Genomic DNA, 17468 nt, shown 5'->3' with positions numbered 1-17468 from the left:
CGTGTCGCTGGTGGGGGTTGAAAGGACTCGAGGACTTCAGCCTTTCACGCTGGCCTTGAGCGCTCGGAACTTCTCGATCATTTCCTTCTCCATCTGACCGCGGCCGATGGAATGCTTCAGTGCCTCGCCGAGGCCGGTGACTTGGTCGGTCGAAGAACGCACCGAGTAGAAGACCAGGGCGCCATCGAGGTAAGGCACGGTGCCGGCGAGAGTCTGGCTGACATCGTAGGAATGGCCGACGTAGAAGGCGCTCTGTAGCAGGAGGGCCCCGTCGTTCCCGGCATGAATGATGCGGTGGACCAGGATCGGGGTGGGCCGTCCCTGCACCATGCGATTGAGCCAGATGAACGAATCCTCCGCACCGGCCGGCATCTCCGCCGGATAGCCGAGCAGAGCCTTCTGCAACCCAGGGAACCGATCGCCGAGCAACTTGCTGGCCCGGATGGCATCGGTCAGCTCGGCGGCCGGATCGGCCTTGTCACCGTCGCCGCGTTCGTATGCGGCCATGCCGGCCAGCCCCTTGCTCCGGTAGGCCCTCAGGCGGGCGGCAAGCACCGAGCGGTACTGCCTGGACACGGCTTCCACCACCGTTTCGTCGTCGTCGCTGGCGAGGCTCGCCTTCAGCGCGGCGAAGCCGGCGATTTCCTCGGCCGACAGATTGAAACCGGAACCCGGCCGGACGTTCAGCAGGTCGCGAGCCTCGTCCACCTGCGCCCGGCCGTAGGCGAACTTCGCGAAGGCTTCGACCCCGGCACCGCTGGGCACGACACCGCGAGCCGTGACGTCCGGATCGCGGGCAGCGAGTTCGCCGCGCCTGACGACCTCGACGATCCGGGCCGGCGCCGTTTTGAGGTACATGGCGATCCCGGTCGCCAGCGATTTGCTACCGGTCTCGACCACCGAATAGGAAACGATCTCTCCTTTCTGCAAGCGTGCGACGTCGGCCTGGGAGATCCCCACCTGGTCGATGAGTTGCCCCGCGGTCAGCCCGGCTCGGACGGGGGATGCGGCCAGAAGCAGAAAGCCCGCCAGCCATGCTTTCCGAAAAGCGATCGAGGGTGGGAAGGGACGGTTCATCGTTCTCGACTCCGGGGACAACGGTTGCGGCAGCCCGAAACCGACACCCCGGGCCCACGACGGCTTCAGCTTACACGGGTTTTTCCGCGCGGAAAATGCAGTAACGCACCATGCCCTCGCTGAATACCTTCCACTGCGCCAGTGCCACCTTGTAGTTGGCGGTCTGGGCCTTCTTGCGCAGCCCCAGCCAATGCATGATCCATTGCATCGGGGCGGTCCAGCGCGCGGTGAGATACATGCGGCGGGACGAAGGCAGGGTTTCCCGGGTCGCTTCGGTGACGTGGATTTCACGGAAGCCGCATTCCTCCATGCCGGCATGGAACTCCTCCACGGTGGACAGGTTGGGCACCGCCCAGCCGTTCAGACAGTCCATCACCGCCCGCCATTCGGCTTCGTCGAACTCGCGCCGGGCGGCATAGCCATCACAGGCGATGAGGGTGCCGCCCGGCTTGAGCACCCGGTAAGCTTCGCGGAAGAAATCGCGCTTGTCCGTGGCGTAGCAACTGCTCTCGACGGCCCAGACCACGTCGAAGACGGCGTCCGGAAACGGCGTCTGGCAGAAGTCCGCCACCTGGAATTCGGTCTTGTCTGCGACGCCGTGCCGCCGGGCGTTACGCCGGGCGTGCTCGACCTGTTGCTCACTGACGGTGATGCCGGTGGCCCGGGCTCCGACGTGCTTGGCTAGCCAGATGGAACTGCCGCCGATGCCGCAGCCGGCATCCAGCACGTGGTCGCCAGCCTCGATCCCCGCGATCGCGGCCATGATGCGGTTCTTGTTGATGAGGGCCTGGCTGTGGGTCTTGATCCCTTCTTCCCAGTAGCCGTAGTGCAGCGCCAGGTTCTCGTTGTCGAACCAGGCGGTGCGGTAGTCCCAGTAACAGTCGTCGTAATGCCTGGCCGTGTCGATACGGATTTCGGCTTCGGAAAACTCGGCGCCCTTGCGCAGGGAGTCGTTGCGGTAATCTTTGTTGGGTTCGAGATAATACATGGGTCATTCCAGAGCTGCTCGCCTCGTGCCCGATGCAGCAAAAACGCAAAGTGTACCCCGGAATTCTCGACCAAGGCATGTCTTGATGGAGTTCCGGGCTCAGCAACCGTTAAAATGACCGGTCGTTCTCCCATACTTCGAACTCCCCCCGCATCGAGCGGCCGAATCCATCCCGACATGAAACTCCCCCGAATCGGCTTCATCAGCCTTGGCTGTCCCAAGGCGCTCGTGGACAGCGAGCGCATCATCACCCAGTTGCGTGCCGAGGGCTACGCCATCGTGCCGACCTATCAGGACGCCGATCTGGTGGTCGTGAATACCTGCGGCTTCATCGACGCGGCGGTGGAGGAGTCGCTCGAAGCCATCGGCGAAGCCGTGGCGGAAAACGGCAAGGTGATCGTCACCGGCTGTCTCGGCGAACGGCCGGAGGAAATCCAGGCGCGCCATCCTGCGGTCTTGAAAGTGACCGGCGCCCATGCCTATGAAGAAGTCATGAACGCAGTGCACGAACACCTTCCGCCGCTGCACGATCCCTTCATGGACCTGGTGCCGCCACAGGGCGTCCGGCTGACCCCGCGCCATTACGCTTACCTCAAGATCTCGGAAGGCTGCAATCACCGCTGCAGCTTCTGCATCATCCCCGCGCTGCGCGGGGATCTGGTGAGCCGGCCGATCGGCGAGGTCATGACCGAAGCCGAACGGCTGGTCGCCGCTGGCGTGAAGGAAATCCTGGTGGTATCACAGGACACCAGCGCCTATGGGGCGGATCTAGGCTACCGCACCGGTTTCTGGGGCGGACGGCCGCTGCGCACGCGCTTCCAGGAACTGGCGCGGGCGCTGGGCGATCTGGGCGTCTGGATCCGGCTGCACTACGTTTATCCGTATCCCCATGTGGACGAAGTGATCCCGCTGATGGCGGAAGGACGACTCCTGCCCTATCTGGACATCCCGTTTCAGCACGCCAGTGCGCGGGTCCTGAAAGCGATGAAACGGCCCGCAGCGACGGAAAACATCCTCGCCGCCATCCGCCGCTGGCGTGAGGTCTGCCCGGAACTCACCTTGCGCAGCACCTTCATCGTCGGCTTCCCCGGCGAGACCGAAGACGAGTTCCGCGAACTGCTCGACTTCCTGGAGGAAGCCCGGCTCGACCGGGTCGGCTGCTTCGAATACTCGCCGGTGAAAGGCGCGGCGGCCAACGCCCTGCCCGATCCAGTGCCGGCCGAGGTGAAAGCCGAGCGCCATGCCCGTCTCATGGAGGTGCAGGAGCGCATCAGCGCGGCGCGGCTGCGGACGAGAATCGGACGGACCGAGACGGTGCTGGTGGACGAAGTGGTGGAAGAGGGCGCGGTCGCCCGCCGCCGGGCCGATGCCCCGGAGATCGACGGTCAGGTCTTCATCGATGGCGCCACCCACCTCGAGGTCGGCGAATTCGTGGAAGCCACCTTCGAGGACGCGGACGCGCACGATCTTTGGGCCCGCCTGGCCGACTAGCGCTTCGAGACGACTCCCCGGGAAGCCGCCAGCCTTGCCGAATCAGTGGTGATGACCGCCGGGACCATGGACGTGGCCGTGTTCGAGCTCTTCGGGCGTGGCATCGCGGATGCCGGCGACTTCGACGTTGAAATGCAGGGTCATGCCGGCCATGGGATGGTTGCCGTCCAGCACCACCTCGTCTTCCAGCACTTCCAGCACGGTCACGATCTGCATGCCTTCGTTGGACTCGGCATGGAACTGCATGCCCGGCAGGATTTCGTCGACGCCCTCGAAGGCGTGCCGCGGTACCGCCTGGACCAGGTTCTCGTCGTGCAGGCCGTAGGCCTCCTCCGGGGGGATGGTGACGTTGAAGCTGTCGCCGACCACCCGGCCGGTCAGCGCATCCTCGAGGCCGGAGATGATGTTGCCCATCCCGTGGATGTAAGCCAGCGGCTCGTCCGCGCTGGAGCTGTCGAGAACGTCTCCCTCGTCGTTGGTTAGGGTATAGTGGATGAGGACAACCTTGTGGGGAGAGATTTGCATGGGAACACCTGCTGAGATTGGAGTCGCCATCATAGTCTTTTTCCTCGAATGCAGACAGGCTTTCGTTGTCGCGGCTGATGACGGCCAGTTTCCCCTGTCCTTCGCCGTCTGACCGGGCGCCGGGCCTTTCCGAGTATACCTCCGCTCCCCGCCGATGCCGTATATCCACCGGACGCCCCGCCCCACGCGCGCGGCCGTCCTGCTTTGTTGTTTCCTTTCCGGCGCCGCAGGCGACGAGGCCGGGACGGCTTTCGAAATACCGGTGCAGCAAACCGGGGTCGTGCTCGAACCTGCACGGCAGCGACTCGCTGGCATCGAAACGCGCGTCCTGGATGCCGTCGAGTACCGGCCCGAAACGAGATCACTGGGCCGCATCGTGGATCTCCAGCCATTGCTCGAACTGCGCTCGCGCTACCGCGCCGCCCAGGCCGAGGCCAAGATCACCGATGCCGCGCTGCGGCTCGCCCGCAAGAACCGTGACCGGCTCGCCAGCCTGCACGGCGAGGCCATCGTCGCCACCCGCGAACTGATCCACGCCGAATCCCAACTCGCCGCCGACGAGGCACGGGCCGTGACGGCGCGCCAGCATGTCCGGGAGTTGCAGGAGGAAGGTCTGCAGGCGTGGGGCACGGAGCTGTTCCAGGCCGCCGTGGCCGGGGACTCCCGCTTGTTCGACGATCTGCTGCAACGGCGCCGGGTGCTGCTCCTGGTCACCCTGCACCACGGCCAGGCGCTGCCTGCGGACGCCGCCCGTATCATGGTGGCGCGGGAAGGTGACCGGCAGGCGGCACAGCCCGCCGAACTGGTCTCGGCGGCGCCGAAGACCGACGACATCGTGCAAGGGGAAACCTGGTTCTTTCACACCGATGCCCGCAAGTTGCGTACCGGCATGCGTATCGAGGCATGGATTCCGGCCTCCGCCGAAAAGCTGAGCGGCGTCGTCATTCCCCGCTCGGCGCAGATCTGGCACGAGGGCCGGCCCTGGGTCTACCTGCAGATCGGCGCAGACCGTTTCGTGCGAAGGCCGATCGATGCTCATCGCGACTACGGCGACGCCTGGTTCGTCGACGAAGGGATAGAGCCAGGCGCTTCGCTGGTGACGCGGGGGGCGCAGCTGCTGTTGTCGGAGGAACAGCGCCACGCGATCCCCGAAGAGGACGACTGATGCTGGGCGCCTTGGTCCGCTTCGCGGTGTGCCGCAGCGGTGTCGTGATCGCGCTCGCGGTGCTGCTGGCGGCCTACGGCCTGTACCGTGCGGCGACGGCGAAACTGGACATCTTTCCCGAATTTTCCGCCAAGCGGGTGGTGGTGCAGACCGAAGCCCCGGGCCTCACCACCCGGCAGGTCGAGATCCTCCTGACCCTACCCATCGAGCGAAAGCTGGCCGGCATCGTCGGACTGGAAACCCTGCGCTCGGAGTCGATCCAGGGTCTGTCGGTGGTAACGGCGGTATTCGCCGAGGAGACCGACATCTACCGCGACCGGCAACTGGTGAGTGAACGCTTGGCGCTGCTGGCCGGTCAGCTTCCGGAAGGCGCGGGGACGCCGGTCCTGGTGCCGTTGTCCTCCTCCTCGGCGACGGTGCAGACGTTCGGCTTGACTTCGGAGACCCTCGGCCCCATGGAACTGCGGACGCTGGCGGACTGGGTGATGACGCCGCGCCTCCTCGCCGTGCCGGGAGTCGCCGACGTCAATGTCTTCGGTGGCGCAGTACAGCAGTTGCAGGTGGAAGTCGATCCCGCACGGCTCAAGCGCTTCGGTCTCGACCTCAACGCCGTGAGCCTGGCGGTGCGCCAGTCGTTCCGCACCCAGGGCGCCGGCTTCGTGGAGAACGAGAACCAGCGTTTGGCCCTTCAGGTCACGGGCGTCCCGCTCGGTCCGGAAAGCCTCGGCAACGTCATCCTCAACCGTTCGCCCGGCGCGGTGCTCAAGCTGCGGGACGTCGGGACGGTCCGTTTCGGGCCCAGGCCGCCGATCGGCGCGGCCGCAGTCAATGGCGCCGCCGGCATCGTCATGATGGTGATCGGCCAGTATGGCGCCAACACCCTCGAGGTATCGCGCGGCGTGGAACGCGGCCTGGCGGAACTCGCCCCGATGCTCGCCGCACGAGGCGCGACACTGCATCCCAGACTGTTCCGCCCCGCCGACTATATCGAGCGGGCGCTGGACAACCTCGGCGCTCACCTGCTGGCGGGCGGGCTGCTGGTGATGGCGGTACTCTACGCCTTCCTGTATGACCTTCGCACCGCTCTGATCTCGGCAGCGGCGATCCCGCTTTCACTGCTGGGCGCCTTCGTGGTGCTCCAGGCTTTCGGCGTCAACCTGAACCTCATGGTGCTGGGAGGACTGGCCATCGCCCTGGGCGAAGTCGTCGACGACGCCATCATCGACACCGAGAACATCTTCCGGCGACTGCGGGAAAACCGCGCCGCTGCCGCCCCCCGCCCCGCGCTCACGGTCGTTTACGAGGCATCACTGGAAGTCCGCGGGTCGGTGGTCTACGCCAGCTTCATCGTGGCCCTGGTATTCCTGCCGCTGCTGGGATTGGGCGGCGTCGCCGGCCGTCTGTTCGCGCCGCTCGGCTACGCCTACATCATCGCCATCCTGATCTCGCTGGCGACCGCACTGACGGTCACGCCTGCGCTTTGCGTCGCCCTGCTGACGGGTTCGAAAGAGGCGGCGGAAACGCCGCCGCTGATCCGCTGGCTGCAACCGCTTTATGGACGCTGGCTGCGGTGGGCCGCGAAGCAGCCGGCCCGGCTCGCGGCCGGCAGCCTCGCGGCCTGCCTCCTGGCGACCGCGCTTGCCCCTGGGCTGGGCGGGGACTTCCTGCCGCACCTGCGCGAGGGGCACTACATCGTGCACACCACGAGCCTGCCCGGCACCTCGCTGCAGGAATCGCTGCGCCTTGGCGGACTGGTCGTCCGCGAGATCCTGCGGATCCCCGGGGTGGAATCCGTCTCGCAATGGGCGGGACGGGCCGAGCGCGGCGCCGATACCTACGGCAGCCATTACAGCGAATACGAGGTGCGCCTCCAACCGATGTCCGGCAGCGGACAACAGAAGGTGCTGGAGCGGCTGCGCGGACTACTGGCGGGCTTCCCCGGGATACGGGCCGAGGTGAACACCTTCCTCACCGAACGGGTCAACGAAACGATTTCGGGCTACACCTCGCCGGTCGCAGTCAATCTGTACGGTGAAGACCTGGATCTGCTGGACCGGAAGGCGCGCGAGCTCGCCGACGAAATCGGCAGGATGGCTGGAGCCACGGACGTGCAGCTGCGGTCGCCGCCCGGCTCGCCGCTGGCGGAAATCCGGCTGCGGCCCGATCAGCTCCAGGTGTGGGGACTACGTCCGGGAGACGTCATGGATGCCGTCGACACCGCTTTCGCCGGCCGGACCGTCGGCCACTTCCCCCTCGGCCAGCGTATCGTCGAAACGTCCGTCATCCTCCGGCCGGATTTGCGGCAGTCGCTCGACAGCCTGCGCGAACTGCCGCTCAAAAGCCAGGACGGTACGCTCGTATCCCTCGGCGAGGTGGCCGAAATCTCCGAAACCGGGGATCGCTACAACATCCTGCACGGCGGCGGCCGCCGCATCCAGACCGTGACCGCCGGCGTCGAGGGGCGCGACCTGGCCTCGTTCGTGGAGGAATTGCGGGCCCGGTTGGATGCGGTGCTGGGACGTTCGACCGGCGTCTATGCGGAAATAACCGGCGCCGCGATGGAACAGGGCGTCGCCCGGCGCGAACTGATCGCCCGCGCCTGCCTGGCTGGCGGCGGCGTGCTGGTGCTCACCTATCTCGCCATAGGCCGTTTACGCCATACCGCCATCGTCCTGGCCAACCTGCCGTTCTCACTGGCTGGCGGGGTGCTGGCAGCAGGGATTTCCGGCGCCAGCCTTTCGGTGGGCGCGCTGGTAGGTTTCGTGACTCTGTTCGGCATCACCGTCCGCAACACCATCATGCTGCTTTCGCATTACCGTCATCTGGTCGAGAGGGAAAGGCAGACATGGAATCTCGACACCGCCGTGCGGGGTGCCCAGGAACGCCTGCCTTCGATTCTGATGACGGCGCTGGTGACCGCGCTGGCGATGCTGCCCATCGCCAGCGGCAGCGACGACCCGGGACTGGAAATCATGGGACCGATGGCGGCCATCATCATCGGCGGCCTGCTGTCTTCCACCTGCCTCAATCTCGCGTTGCTGCCGGCAATGCTGCTGCGCTGGGGAGGCTCTTTCGAAAACCGGTAGAATGTCGCCCGTGAGACCGAACCGTCCCCTTTCGCCTCGAGGATCGACCGCTCGATGATCAAAAAAATCCTGGCGGCGTCGATCGTCCTCGCCGCCGTATTCGCGTTTTCATGGCACATGGGGGTACGCCAGCGCCTGGCGAACGAAGCGAAGCGCGCCCAGGCACGGATGTCGGTACCGGCGCCGCCCGTCAGTCCGGCACCCACCCCCATACCACTCGCCGCGCCGGAGCAGCAAACGGCGCCAGATGCCCCCACCGAAGCCCGGAAGCCGGTGGATCTGCTGAAAGAGCCTGCCAGGATTCACTCGGGTGGACGGAAAAAGGTCTGCAAAAAGATCCTCGGCCTGGAGACCTGCGCCGATACTGAATGGAACGTCCAGGTCGTGACGGAAGGCCAGCCGTCCGTCACCCGCAACGGGAACCTCTTCCATGTCTCCATCCCCGTCCGGTTCACCGGCGAAGCGGCGGCCTCCAGCGAGGACTTCAAAAGCCTGAAGCTCGACAGCCGGAAATTCACCGGAGCGGTCGATGCCTGGGCCGACGTGGGCATCGATCCCGCCGACGGCTGCACGATCAACGCGGTGTCGACCGGCATCGAATGGCGGGAAGAGCCGGAAATCGAGCTCGTGGGCGGACTGCAGGTGAAGGTGGGCGATCTCGTGAGGAGCCATTTCGAGAAGACCTTGCAGGACGCGGTCGAGTCACTGAAACTGCAGGCGACCTGCGAAATGGTGAAGAAACAGATCGAACGGCTGTACCAGGAGAACGGAAACTGACGCCGCCTCAGAACTTGAGCGGAGCCTTCCCTTCCTGCTCCCACAGTAGGTCGCAGCCATGTTTCAGCGAATCCTTGAGCAGCCCGATGAGCGGGAAGGCCCGCACCCGCAGGTTCGGCTTTTCCTGCCTTTCCTCTTCCTCGTCTTCGGAGGAAGTGGAGACCGGGGCTGCTTCGGCCGCCAGCCCCTGTTCGAGCTTCTCGAGCGCCACCGGGATGTCCCTGGCCAGCAGGGCACCCGGCACCGTACCCGTATTTCCCATCATCCTGAGCAGGTGCAGAGCGACATCGCCGAACATCGTCACCCGCCCGACTTTGCTTTCAAAGGTTATCAACATGAACGTGCCGGTATGTCAAATGGCCATGGCTGCGGAGTTCATCGGCCAAGCTTCAGATATCTGGGATTGATTACTTTCAGATAGAAAAAGGCCACGATGGAAACCAGGCTGCCAACGATGGCGAGGGGATAAACCAGACCCAACACGTTTCCGGTGCGCACCGTTCTAACGCCCTCGGCAAGCCACTTCTGCCAATGCTGCACAGGATGCGGCAGCTTCTTCATCAGCGTCCATCCCGCCATGCCGAAGACGACGACCGCCGCCGTCCACCCGGGCGCAGCCAATGCCCCCTGGATTCGATCGGCGTAGACGGTCAACGCTTCATAGACGAAAGCCCAGATACTCAGAAGGACGACCAGTCCCAAACCTGCTCCCAACAATTTCCCTTTCGTATCGGTCAAGCGGAACACCTTGAAAAACATGTCACCGCCCACGGCAAGACAATGGGTCAGTCTGCAGCTATCCAGCGTGGGACTCGTCATGACGGAATAAAAACCCCAGGGGAGAGACGGCGGATTCTTCAAGCCTTCGGATTGGTTGAGGAATCTATCGCACAAGCAATAACCGTCATACATCAGAGCGTTGGCTTCGATATCGGCGAAGGCATCCAGATCGGTACGTATCGCCGAGAGCAGAAATATTTGCCCGTTGTCCGCACCGGTCTGGTTGTAATCGCTGCTGTCGGGAGGCGGAGAGAAGCTCCGGAAATACGGCGTGCCGCCAAACCCCTCCCTGAGATGCCAGAAACGCGCATCGACGGTTTTGCCGCCCTCTTTCATCTCCAGCTCCCGAACGATGAGGTCCCGCACCCGTTTCATCAACACATCGTTTGAACGCATGAACACGGAAGCCATGCCGCTTGCAGGGCTGCGGTCATGGCACAACTGCCCGCTGGCATCGCTGCAGATGATGTGCGTGCATTTTCCATCGGTTAGCGCTGTCAAGCCCTGGTTGTCGAATACGCCGCCATCCACCAATTCGATGACGTCTTTTTCTCCGTATAAATCGTGAATCGCAAACGGCGCAAACAACGCTGGCACGCAGGCGGAAGCCGCAACTGCATCGGATAGGGTCAGCTTGTTCAATATGGCCGCACGCTTTTTGTTTTGCTCCGGTGACAAGCCGGGATCGTTGGGATTGGCGAAACTTATTCTCGGATAGCGATCCGATGAAGCCACGCCGACGTAAGACGCCGTGAATACCCAGTTGTCGCCGGAGTTCAGCGTCGTCGCGTTGATATTCAATACGGGAATCTTGTGCTCGGCGTCCCGGTTATGCAAGGCAACATCGAATCCGGGCCGTTCGCCCTTGGGGACGATTTTGAGATCCTTGAGAAATATGTCTCTGCAATCCTTTAGGCTCAGCGCATCTTGCAGCCAGTCCCGCAATGTCTCTTTCCCAGGTCTCTGGATGGGGCGGTAGAATGTCTCGTTATATAACTCCGACATGCGGTCACTGCGCGAATAATCGTCGCTGATGAACATCTTCGCATTTTTGATGGGGTTCAGCAGGGCACGCACGCGCAAGTTGGTCTGGACTCCTTTCAAGAATTCCGTTTCCAGCTCCTGGACTATCTTGACGTAGGCACCGGGTGTGGACGGTATGACCCCATCCGTGCGCTCGTGTTCCAGTAACTGTTTTACCTTCAGATAATACATCGCGCCGATGATGGAACCGCCGGACACGGTCGAGAGCATCTGCACATGTCGCAATAAATCGAGTTCCGCCATTTTCGCCAGAACGCCGAGATGGAACAGCGCGGCTCGGAACCCGCCCCCGGACAGAGCCAAGCCCAATCTATCGGTGTTTCGGATCGTAAAGGGAGCGTCGTGGTTCATCGTTACGGCCTCCAGCGAGACGAGACGGGGCGACTGCTAGCCCTCGACGATAGGGAAATCACTGACCAAGGCGGTGTAATTGCCTTTCTTGCCTGCGGAGACCTCGGCCCGCGTCCCGGCCAAGTGGTGGTGCTCGGCCCAATGTTCCGGATGCCGGAGCAGGCGTGTCAAGCGCCCCAGAAACAGGGAGGCCTCCTGGCGGACGCTCATGTCCACGTGTAACTGGCCGCTTTCATGGTTGCCGTAGCACAAGCGGCCGACGCCCACATAACCCAGGTCGTGGACGCTCAGTTCCAGGAACTCGTTCACCTTGACCGGAACACCAAAGCGCTTCAAAGGCAAATGCCTCGGAACGGTGACGAGCGTCTTCACCCACCTGCTCAGCAGTGTCGGCGGAACGTGGGGAACGATGTCGTCGCCGAATTCGATACGGTGGAACGGAAACTCGGCCGGAACCGCGTCTGCGAAGGTCCGGTCGCCGGCGCGCGGTGCGGCGAAGGTGTAAGTGGCCGCGACCTTGAATCCGCCCGCGAGCAACGCCACCGTCGCGAGCGTGGCTTCGGCGCCACCCTGACTGTGCCCCGTGAGGTACAAGGGTTTGTCCTTGCCACCGTTTTTCGACAACACGTCGATGACCTTGGCCTGGACGGCTTTCAGCTCGGAAAGGAATCCCGCGTGGACCCGGCCGGGGAGCTCCACCTCTTTGTCCAGGCCGAGATGTTCCTTGCCGAGTTTGAACGGCACCGGTGCCGCCCGGAAATTGTTGAGCCAATCCTCGATCGAATCCTTGGCGTTCACGGCGTTGTCGAATTCGGTCTTGGTGCCCATGTAGGCAACGACATTCTTGTCCGGATACCGGAAAACGCAGGCCACCGAGGTATCCCCCCCTCGTATGGGCTCCAACGAGGCGGGATCGGGTTTGCCTCCCTGCTGCTCGATCCACTGGAGCGCATCGCCTTCCTCGGGGGCGAGAGCGAACGCCTTGGCATAGGTATAGCGGCAAATTTCGAGCAACAGCCGCGCGAATCCTCGATCGAATGTCGACATATCCCCTCCACGTTGGCAAGCGCCGCGGAAGCCTCTTCCGGCCGGCGGGACTTAACTTATTGGATCAACCCTTCGGCCTTCATAGCGGCCTGAACTGCTGGCCGCGCCTGGTTGCGTTCAAGATAGGCGAGGATGCGCGGCCACTTCGAGAGATCGATCTTGAGGTATTCGCACCAACCCAGCACGGTAGAGAGATAAGCGTCGGCCACGCTGTAGCGGTCCCCCATCAGCCAGGGACCACCCGCCTCCAGCCGGTCTTCCACGTAATCCAGCCTCCGCGACAGCAGCCCGAGTGCGATCTGCTTGCTGGCCTCGGGAGATTCCGGATTCCAGAACGGGCCGAAGGTTTTGTGGATCTCGGTGGAGATGAAGGCCAGCCACTCCAGGAGCCGGTAGCGCTCGAACGTCCCCGACGGCGGCATCAGGCCGGACTCGGGCGCGAGGTCCGCGAGGTATTGCAGGATGACCTGGTCCTCGGTCAGCACCTGGCCATCGTCCAGCTGCAATGCCGGTACATAGCCCTTGGGATTGACCTGGAGAAAGTCCGCGCCGCTGCCGGTCTTCTTGGTGCCGAGATCGACGTTCTCCAGCTCGAAATCCAAACCCGCTTCGCGCAGCACGATGTGGGGCGCCAGGGAACAGGCACCGGGGAAATAGTAGAGTTTCATGGGTGCATCCTCGTTTCGGTGTGTTTGAAGGGGGGCTACCGTCAGACACGTCCAGCCATGCTGACGGGCATGCGCTTCGCGCCCCAGTCCCCCGGCGCGGACTCGAACACGCCGGCACAGGGCGTGCCGCAGCGGTTGCAGCGTCCTTCCGGCGTGAGGTTCCACTCCGACAGCTCGTACCAGTCGCGGCCGATCAGCATCCGTCCGCAATGGTGGCAGTAAGTGCTGTCCCCCTCTTTGTGATGGATGTTGCCGACGTAGGCGTAGCGCACCCCATTCTTCATGGCGATCCGCCGCGCCTCGAGCAGCGTCGCGGGCGGCGTGGCGCTCTTGTTCAGCATCTTCCAGTCGGGATGGAAGGCCGAGAAATGCAGTGGAACGTCCGGCCCCAGCTTCTCCACCACCCACTGGGTCAGCGCCTCCAGCTCCCGTTCGGAATCGTTTTCGTCCGGGATCAGCAGGGTGGTGATCTCCAACCAGACCTGCGTCTCATGCTTGATGTATTCCAGGGTCTCCAGCACCGGCTGCAGATGGCCGCCGCAAATCCTGTGGTAGAAGTCCTCGGTGAACGCTTTCAGATCGATGTTGGCGGCATCCATGTGGCGATAGAACTCGGCGCGCGGCTCCGCGCACTGGTAGCCGGCGGAGACGGCGACCGACTTGATACCGAGCTCGCGGCAGGCGCGCGCGGTATCGATCGTGTATTCGTGGAAAATGACCGGGTCGTTGTAAGTGTAGGCCACGCTGCGGCAGCCCAGCGCCTTGGCGGTCCTGGCGATCGCCTCGGGGCTGGCCCGGTCCAGCAGCGAATCCATTTCGCGCGACTTGCTGATGTCCCAGTTCTGGCAGAACTTGCAGGCCAGATTGCAGCCGGCGGTGCCGAAGGAGAACACCGGCGTCCCCGGCAGGAAGTGGTTCAGCGGCTTCTTTTCGATGGGATCGACGCAGAACCCGCTGGAGCGGCCGTAGGACAGCAGCACCACCTTGCCGCCGACGTTGCCCCGCACGAAGCACAGACCGCGCTGCCCTTCGTGCAGTTTGCAGAAGCGGGGACAGACATCGCATTGGACACGACCATCCTCCAGAACATGCCAGAACCGAGTGGGAAAGGCTTCCGCGGCATCGATGTTGGTGTCCATGACGTACCCCCGGGAACGACGGGAAGTTGACAGACGGAACTACAGTATGAATTCTGTAGCCGCCAAGCAAGTGTTTCTTCATTGCACAGCAGGAGGACACCATGCGATCCGTTCGAGCTCCAGCCGTCGCCGGCCTGTTCTACCCCGCAGACCGCCGCCAGCTCCACGCCCTGCTGCAGGGCTTCCTCGGCGAAGCGAAGACCGCCGGTACACCGCCCAAGGCGCTGATCGCCCCCCATGCCGGCTACGTCTATTCCGGCCCCGTCGCCGCCAGCGCCTATGTCCTGCTGAAGCCTTTGCGGCACAGCATCCGGCGCGTCGTACTGCTGGGTCCGTCGCACCGCATCGCCTTCCGGGGGCTCGCACTGAGCAGCACCCAAAGCTTTGCGACGCCCCTGGGCGAAATCCCGCTGGACCTCGAAGCCCAGTCGGTACTCGCCGCACTGCCGTTCGTACACGTTTTGGACCAGGCCCATGTACTGGAACACAGCCTCGAAGTCCAACTGCCGTTCCTGCAGGAAATGCTGGAAGATTTCAAACTGGTGCCGATCGTGGTGGGCGATGCAGTGCCGGGCCAGGTCGCCGAGGCGATCGACCTGGTGTGGGGCGGGGACGAAACCCTCATCGTCGTCAGTTCGGATTTGAGCCATTATCACGATTATGCGACGGCCCGGCGGATGGACCGGGCGACCTCCGACGCCATCGAATCGCTGCACCCCGAGGAGATCGGCTTCGAAGACGCCTGCGGACGGCTGCCTGTGGCGGGCCTCCTCATCGCCGCGCGCCGCCGGGGTCTTTCGGCGAAAACGGTCGATCTGCGCAATTCCGGCGATACCGCCGGTTCCAAGGACAGCGTCGTAGGATACGGAGCCTATGTCATCGAACCAGGGCCCTTGCCCGCTTGAACCCGGACACCGGCGATACCTGCTGGACCTCGCCCGCGCGTCGATCCGGCACGGCCTCACCACCGGCAGCCCCCTCCCGGTCGACCTTGCAGGACTGCCTTCCCGGCTTAAGGAGCGGCGTGCGACTTTCGTCACGCTGAAGAAAGGCGGCGCACTGCGCGGCTGCATCGGCTGCCTGGAAGCGCTGAAACCGCTCGCCGTCGACGTGGCCGACAATGCCTTTTCCGCCGCCTTCCGCGACCCGCGCTTCCCGCCCGTCACGGCGGACGAAATCGACGGCCTGGACATCCATGTCTCCCTGCTCACGCCGCCCGAACCCATGAGTTTCCTTTCCGAGCGCGACCTGATCGGACGACTGAGGGCCGGCATCGACGGCCTGATACTTCAGGAAGGCCCCCTGCGCGGCACCTTTCTGCCTTCCGTGTGGGAAGCCTTGCCGCGGCCGGAGGACTTCTTGCGCCAGCTCAAGCTCAAGGCGGGTTTGCCGGAGGACTATTGGTCGGACACATTGAGGATTTCCCGGTACCAGGTCGAGAGCATCGACCAGGCCTGATATCGCCCGCTTGGCCTTCTTCCAGAATTGCACACAATCGCCGACTGCCCGGAAAAACCACCCTGAAAAAAACCCAGGCCAGCCAGGCCGCTGCTGAACTGGGCAGGTCCAACCCGCTCGAACGCGCCGCGATCGGCACTCGAGCCGGCGTCATCGCGGCAACTCGGGTCGACTGGTCGTTCAAGAAGACGCCCCGTGCGAAAAACTCCGTTGAGACCGAGCGGAAGAGAGGAAAGGAAGGCGGGCCGGAGTCACCCTGAAGCATGGGCCATCGGCCTGAAAGCCAGGTCTGGGAGCAGTTTGGCGAAGCGGTGCAACAGCCACACGCACAGCTCGAAGTCCGTATCCAAGGTGCCGGCCTCGATGCTCTGCTCTGTTTCCAGGGCCGCGACCCCGTCCGAATACGCCTGCCGGAGCGCTGTGACCGGCTCGCCGTGGCGGCGGGTCTGCGCATGGAATTCGGCGATCGCTGCCGAGTCCAGCGTGGTGACCGCTCCCGCCGCCAGGGTGAGCAGGTGATCCAACCGGGCTCGCAGAGGAGCGGCCACCACCTCGACCGGTCCGGGCAGGGCATCGAGATGGGTGGAGAACTCGGCGGAAGCTTCCGCGACATGCCGCACGAGGGCGAGCGCCGTCCGGAATCGGTACAGACGGGCGGTCTCGGCCGGCCCGAGCCCGTCGCGCAAGGCCAGCTTGACGCAGAAGCTCTCGATGGCGGCGGCGAGCCGGAGGAATTCCGGCTCCAGCAGGTCGGGGTCGGTATCGGCGGACGGCTTTCTTCCGTCCGGTCGGCGTGGCGCCACCCGCACAGAACCGAGCAGCCTCCCCAGTTCCTTCGTGAGAAGATCGAGCGCAGTCGGCGGATCCGTGAGTGCATGGCTGGACAGGAACGCCGGCTCGCCCAGCGCCTTTTCCGGCGCGGGCGGCCAGAAGCGGTCGAGCAGGCGGGCGCAGGCGGGCAGGAAAGGTGAGAGCGCCAGCGCTGGCAGCAGATTCGAGAGCAGAAACGCCACGGCGAGTTGGCCAGAGGGAGAAGCCGTCAGTTCCGCCACCAAAGCACCCACCAGGGGCACGCCGAAGTGCTCGCCCATGAACAGCGCCATCATCAGCAGCCCGCTGGCGAGGCAGAACAGGTCCTCGGTGCGGACCAGACGGACGGCATCGCCTTGCATGCCGAGAGCCAGCATGGCCCGCAGCGGAATCGCTCCCAGGTTGGTGCCATATATCATCGGAAGCGCGGCGGACACCGGCATCGCCCCCGCCCCGCACAAGGTGATCACCAGCATCGTTGCCCCCGCGTTGGATTGCAGCAGCGCCGCGGCACCGAAGCCGCAGGCGAAGGCGAACCAGGGCGAAGCCAGCGCCGTATCCAGACCTGCCCGGAACCAGGACTCGTTCTTCAACGGGGCGGCACCTGCCCCCATGTTTTCCAGCGCGAACAGCAACAGGCCGACGCCGAGGAGGGCAGCGGCGACGGTACTCCAGGGCTTGGCGCGCACGGAACCCAGGGCGATGCCGGTCCCGCCGACGAAATAGGCCACCAGCGGATGGATGTCGACGGCGGCGAGAAAAGCCAGGGCGGTGAGGCCGACGTTGGACCAGACGACAACGAGGCGGGCCGCCGCCGGCTTGATCAGGCCGCTGCCGAGCATGCTGGCCAGAATGAAAGTCACGGCGGTGGCGCTCTGGGTCAGCGCACCGCTCATGATGCCGAGCATCGAAGCCAGCGGCGGGATATGGGTGGCAGCCTCGACCGCGCGGCGGAACCCGCCGCCGCCCAACTCGGAAAGGCTCTGGCCGATCAGTCTGAGGCTGAGAAAGAACAGGCCCAAGCCGAGGACGAGTTGCTCGAAGGATTCCATGGAACGCGTG

At 64.2% G+C, this 17468-nt stretch carries 15 protein-coding genes; 6 read left to right on the top strand and 9 right to left on the bottom strand.

Features of this window, described 5'->3' with window-relative positions; all coding sequences use genetic code 11:
* Positions 1-36 precede the first annotated feature (36 nt).
* Both H156_RS0106835 and H156_RS0106830 read right to left on the bottom strand, forming a co-directional pair.
* On the bottom strand, positions 37-1077 hold the full coding sequence (locus H156_RS0106835) for a hypothetical protein (RefSeq protein ID WP_017365947.1): 1041 nt from the start codon (positions 1075-1077) through the stop codon (positions 37-39).
* Positions 1078-1147: 70 nt separating this feature from the next.
* Positions 1148-2065 (bottom strand): methyltransferase domain-containing protein, encoded by a 918-nt coding sequence (locus tag H156_RS0106830; protein ID WP_010959454.1) that lies wholly within the window; start codon positions 2063-2065, stop codon positions 1148-1150.
* A 177-nt stretch (positions 2066-2242) separates the two neighbouring features.
* Here H156_RS0106830 and rimO point away from each other — a divergent pair, with 177 nt between their 5' ends.
* Positions 2243-3556: a 30S ribosomal protein S12 methylthiotransferase RimO gene (rimO, locus tag H156_RS0106825; RefSeq protein ID WP_010959453.1), complete on the top strand. Its 1314-nt coding sequence runs from the start codon at positions 2243-2245 to the stop codon at positions 3554-3556.
* Positions 3557-3598: 42 nt separating this feature from the next.
* Here rimO and H156_RS0106820 read toward each other — a convergent pair whose 3' ends face one another.
* On the bottom strand, positions 3599-4081 hold the full coding sequence (locus H156_RS0106820; RefSeq protein ID WP_017365946.1) for an FKBP-type peptidyl-prolyl cis-trans isomerase: 483 nt from the start codon (positions 4079-4081) through the stop codon (positions 3599-3601).
* Between the two features lie 280 nt (positions 4082-4361).
* Here H156_RS0106820 and H156_RS0106810 point away from each other — a divergent pair, with 280 nt between their 5' ends.
* The 3 genes from H156_RS0106810 to H156_RS0106800 are packed head-to-tail and all read left to right on the top strand — an operon-like array spanning position 4362 to position 9109.
* Positions 4362-5246 (top strand): efflux RND transporter periplasmic adaptor subunit, encoded by an 885-nt coding sequence (locus H156_RS0106810; RefSeq protein ID WP_238536892.1) that lies wholly within the window; start codon positions 4362-4364, stop codon positions 5244-5246.
* Positions 5246-8332, top strand: a complete 3087-nt coding sequence (locus H156_RS0106805) for an efflux RND transporter permease subunit (RefSeq protein ID WP_017365943.1) — start codon at positions 5246-5248, stop codon at positions 8330-8332. The genes H156_RS0106810 and H156_RS0106805 overlap by 1 nt, the downstream gene beginning before the upstream one ends.
* Positions 8333-8386: 54 nt before the next feature.
* On the top strand, positions 8387-9109 hold the full coding sequence (locus H156_RS0106800; protein ID WP_017365942.1) for a DUF4403 family protein: 723 nt from the start codon (positions 8387-8389) through the stop codon (positions 9107-9109).
* 7 nt (positions 9110-9116) lie between these two features.
* Here the strand turns inward: H156_RS0106800 and H156_RS0106795 are convergent, their stop codons facing one another.
* From H156_RS0106795 to amrS, 5 genes are read right to left on the bottom strand one after another with little or no spacing between them, the layout of a single operon-like run.
* Entirely contained in the window at positions 9117-9446 is a 330-nt protein-coding gene (locus H156_RS0106795; RefSeq protein ID WP_010959449.1) for a DUF1840 domain-containing protein, read from the bottom strand.
* A 38-nt stretch (positions 9447-9484) separates the two neighbouring features.
* Complete coding sequence (locus H156_RS0106790; protein WP_238536891.1) at positions 9485-11284, bottom strand: patatin-like phospholipase family protein; 1800 nt, start codon at positions 11282-11284, stop codon at positions 9485-9487.
* Between the two features lie 36 nt (positions 11285-11320).
* Positions 11321-12331: a lipase family protein gene (locus H156_RS0106785; RefSeq protein WP_010959447.1), complete on the bottom strand. Its 1011-nt coding sequence runs from the start codon at positions 12329-12331 to the stop codon at positions 11321-11323.
* A 56-nt stretch (positions 12332-12387) separates the two neighbouring features.
* Complete coding sequence (gstA, locus tag H156_RS0106780) at positions 12388-12999, bottom strand: glutathione transferase GstA (RefSeq protein ID WP_017365939.1); 612 nt, start codon at positions 12997-12999, stop codon at positions 12388-12390.
* Between the two features lie 41 nt (positions 13000-13040).
* On the bottom strand, positions 13041-14138 hold the full coding sequence (gene amrS, locus H156_RS0106775; protein ID WP_010959445.1) for an AmmeMemoRadiSam system radical SAM enzyme: 1098 nt from the start codon (positions 14136-14138) through the stop codon (positions 13041-13043).
* A 101-nt stretch (positions 14139-14239) separates the two neighbouring features.
* Here amrS and amrB point away from each other — a divergent pair, with 101 nt between their 5' ends.
* Together amrB and amrA are read left to right on the top strand one after the other, a co-directional pair.
* Positions 14240-15043 carry an AmmeMemoRadiSam system protein B gene (amrB, locus tag H156_RS0106770; protein WP_017365938.1) on the top strand — a complete coding sequence of 268 codons (804 nt, stop codon included), beginning with the start codon at positions 14240-14242 and terminating at the stop codon, positions 15041-15043.
* Positions 15012-15596 (top strand): AmmeMemoRadiSam system protein A, encoded by a 585-nt coding sequence (gene amrA / locus H156_RS0106765; RefSeq protein WP_017365937.1) that lies wholly within the window; start codon positions 15012-15014, stop codon positions 15594-15596. Before amrB ends, amrA begins: the two co-directional genes overlap by 32 nt.
* Positions 15597-15847: 251 nt before the next feature.
* On the opposite strand, the gene H156_RS0106760 is transcribed toward amrA, so the two are convergent.
* Positions 15848-17458, bottom strand: coding sequence for a Na/Pi symporter (locus tag H156_RS0106760; protein WP_017365936.1), 1611 nt, complete (start codon positions 17456-17458; stop codon positions 15848-15850).
* Positions 17459-17468: the final 10 nt, after the last annotated feature.

Source organism: Methylococcus capsulatus str. Texas = ATCC 19069 (assembly GCF_000424685.1).
In the GTDB taxonomy this organism is placed as follows: Bacteria; Pseudomonadota; Gammaproteobacteria; order Methylococcales; family Methylococcaceae; genus Methylococcus; species Methylococcus capsulatus.
This window is presented reverse-complemented; position numbering and strand designations above follow the sequence as displayed.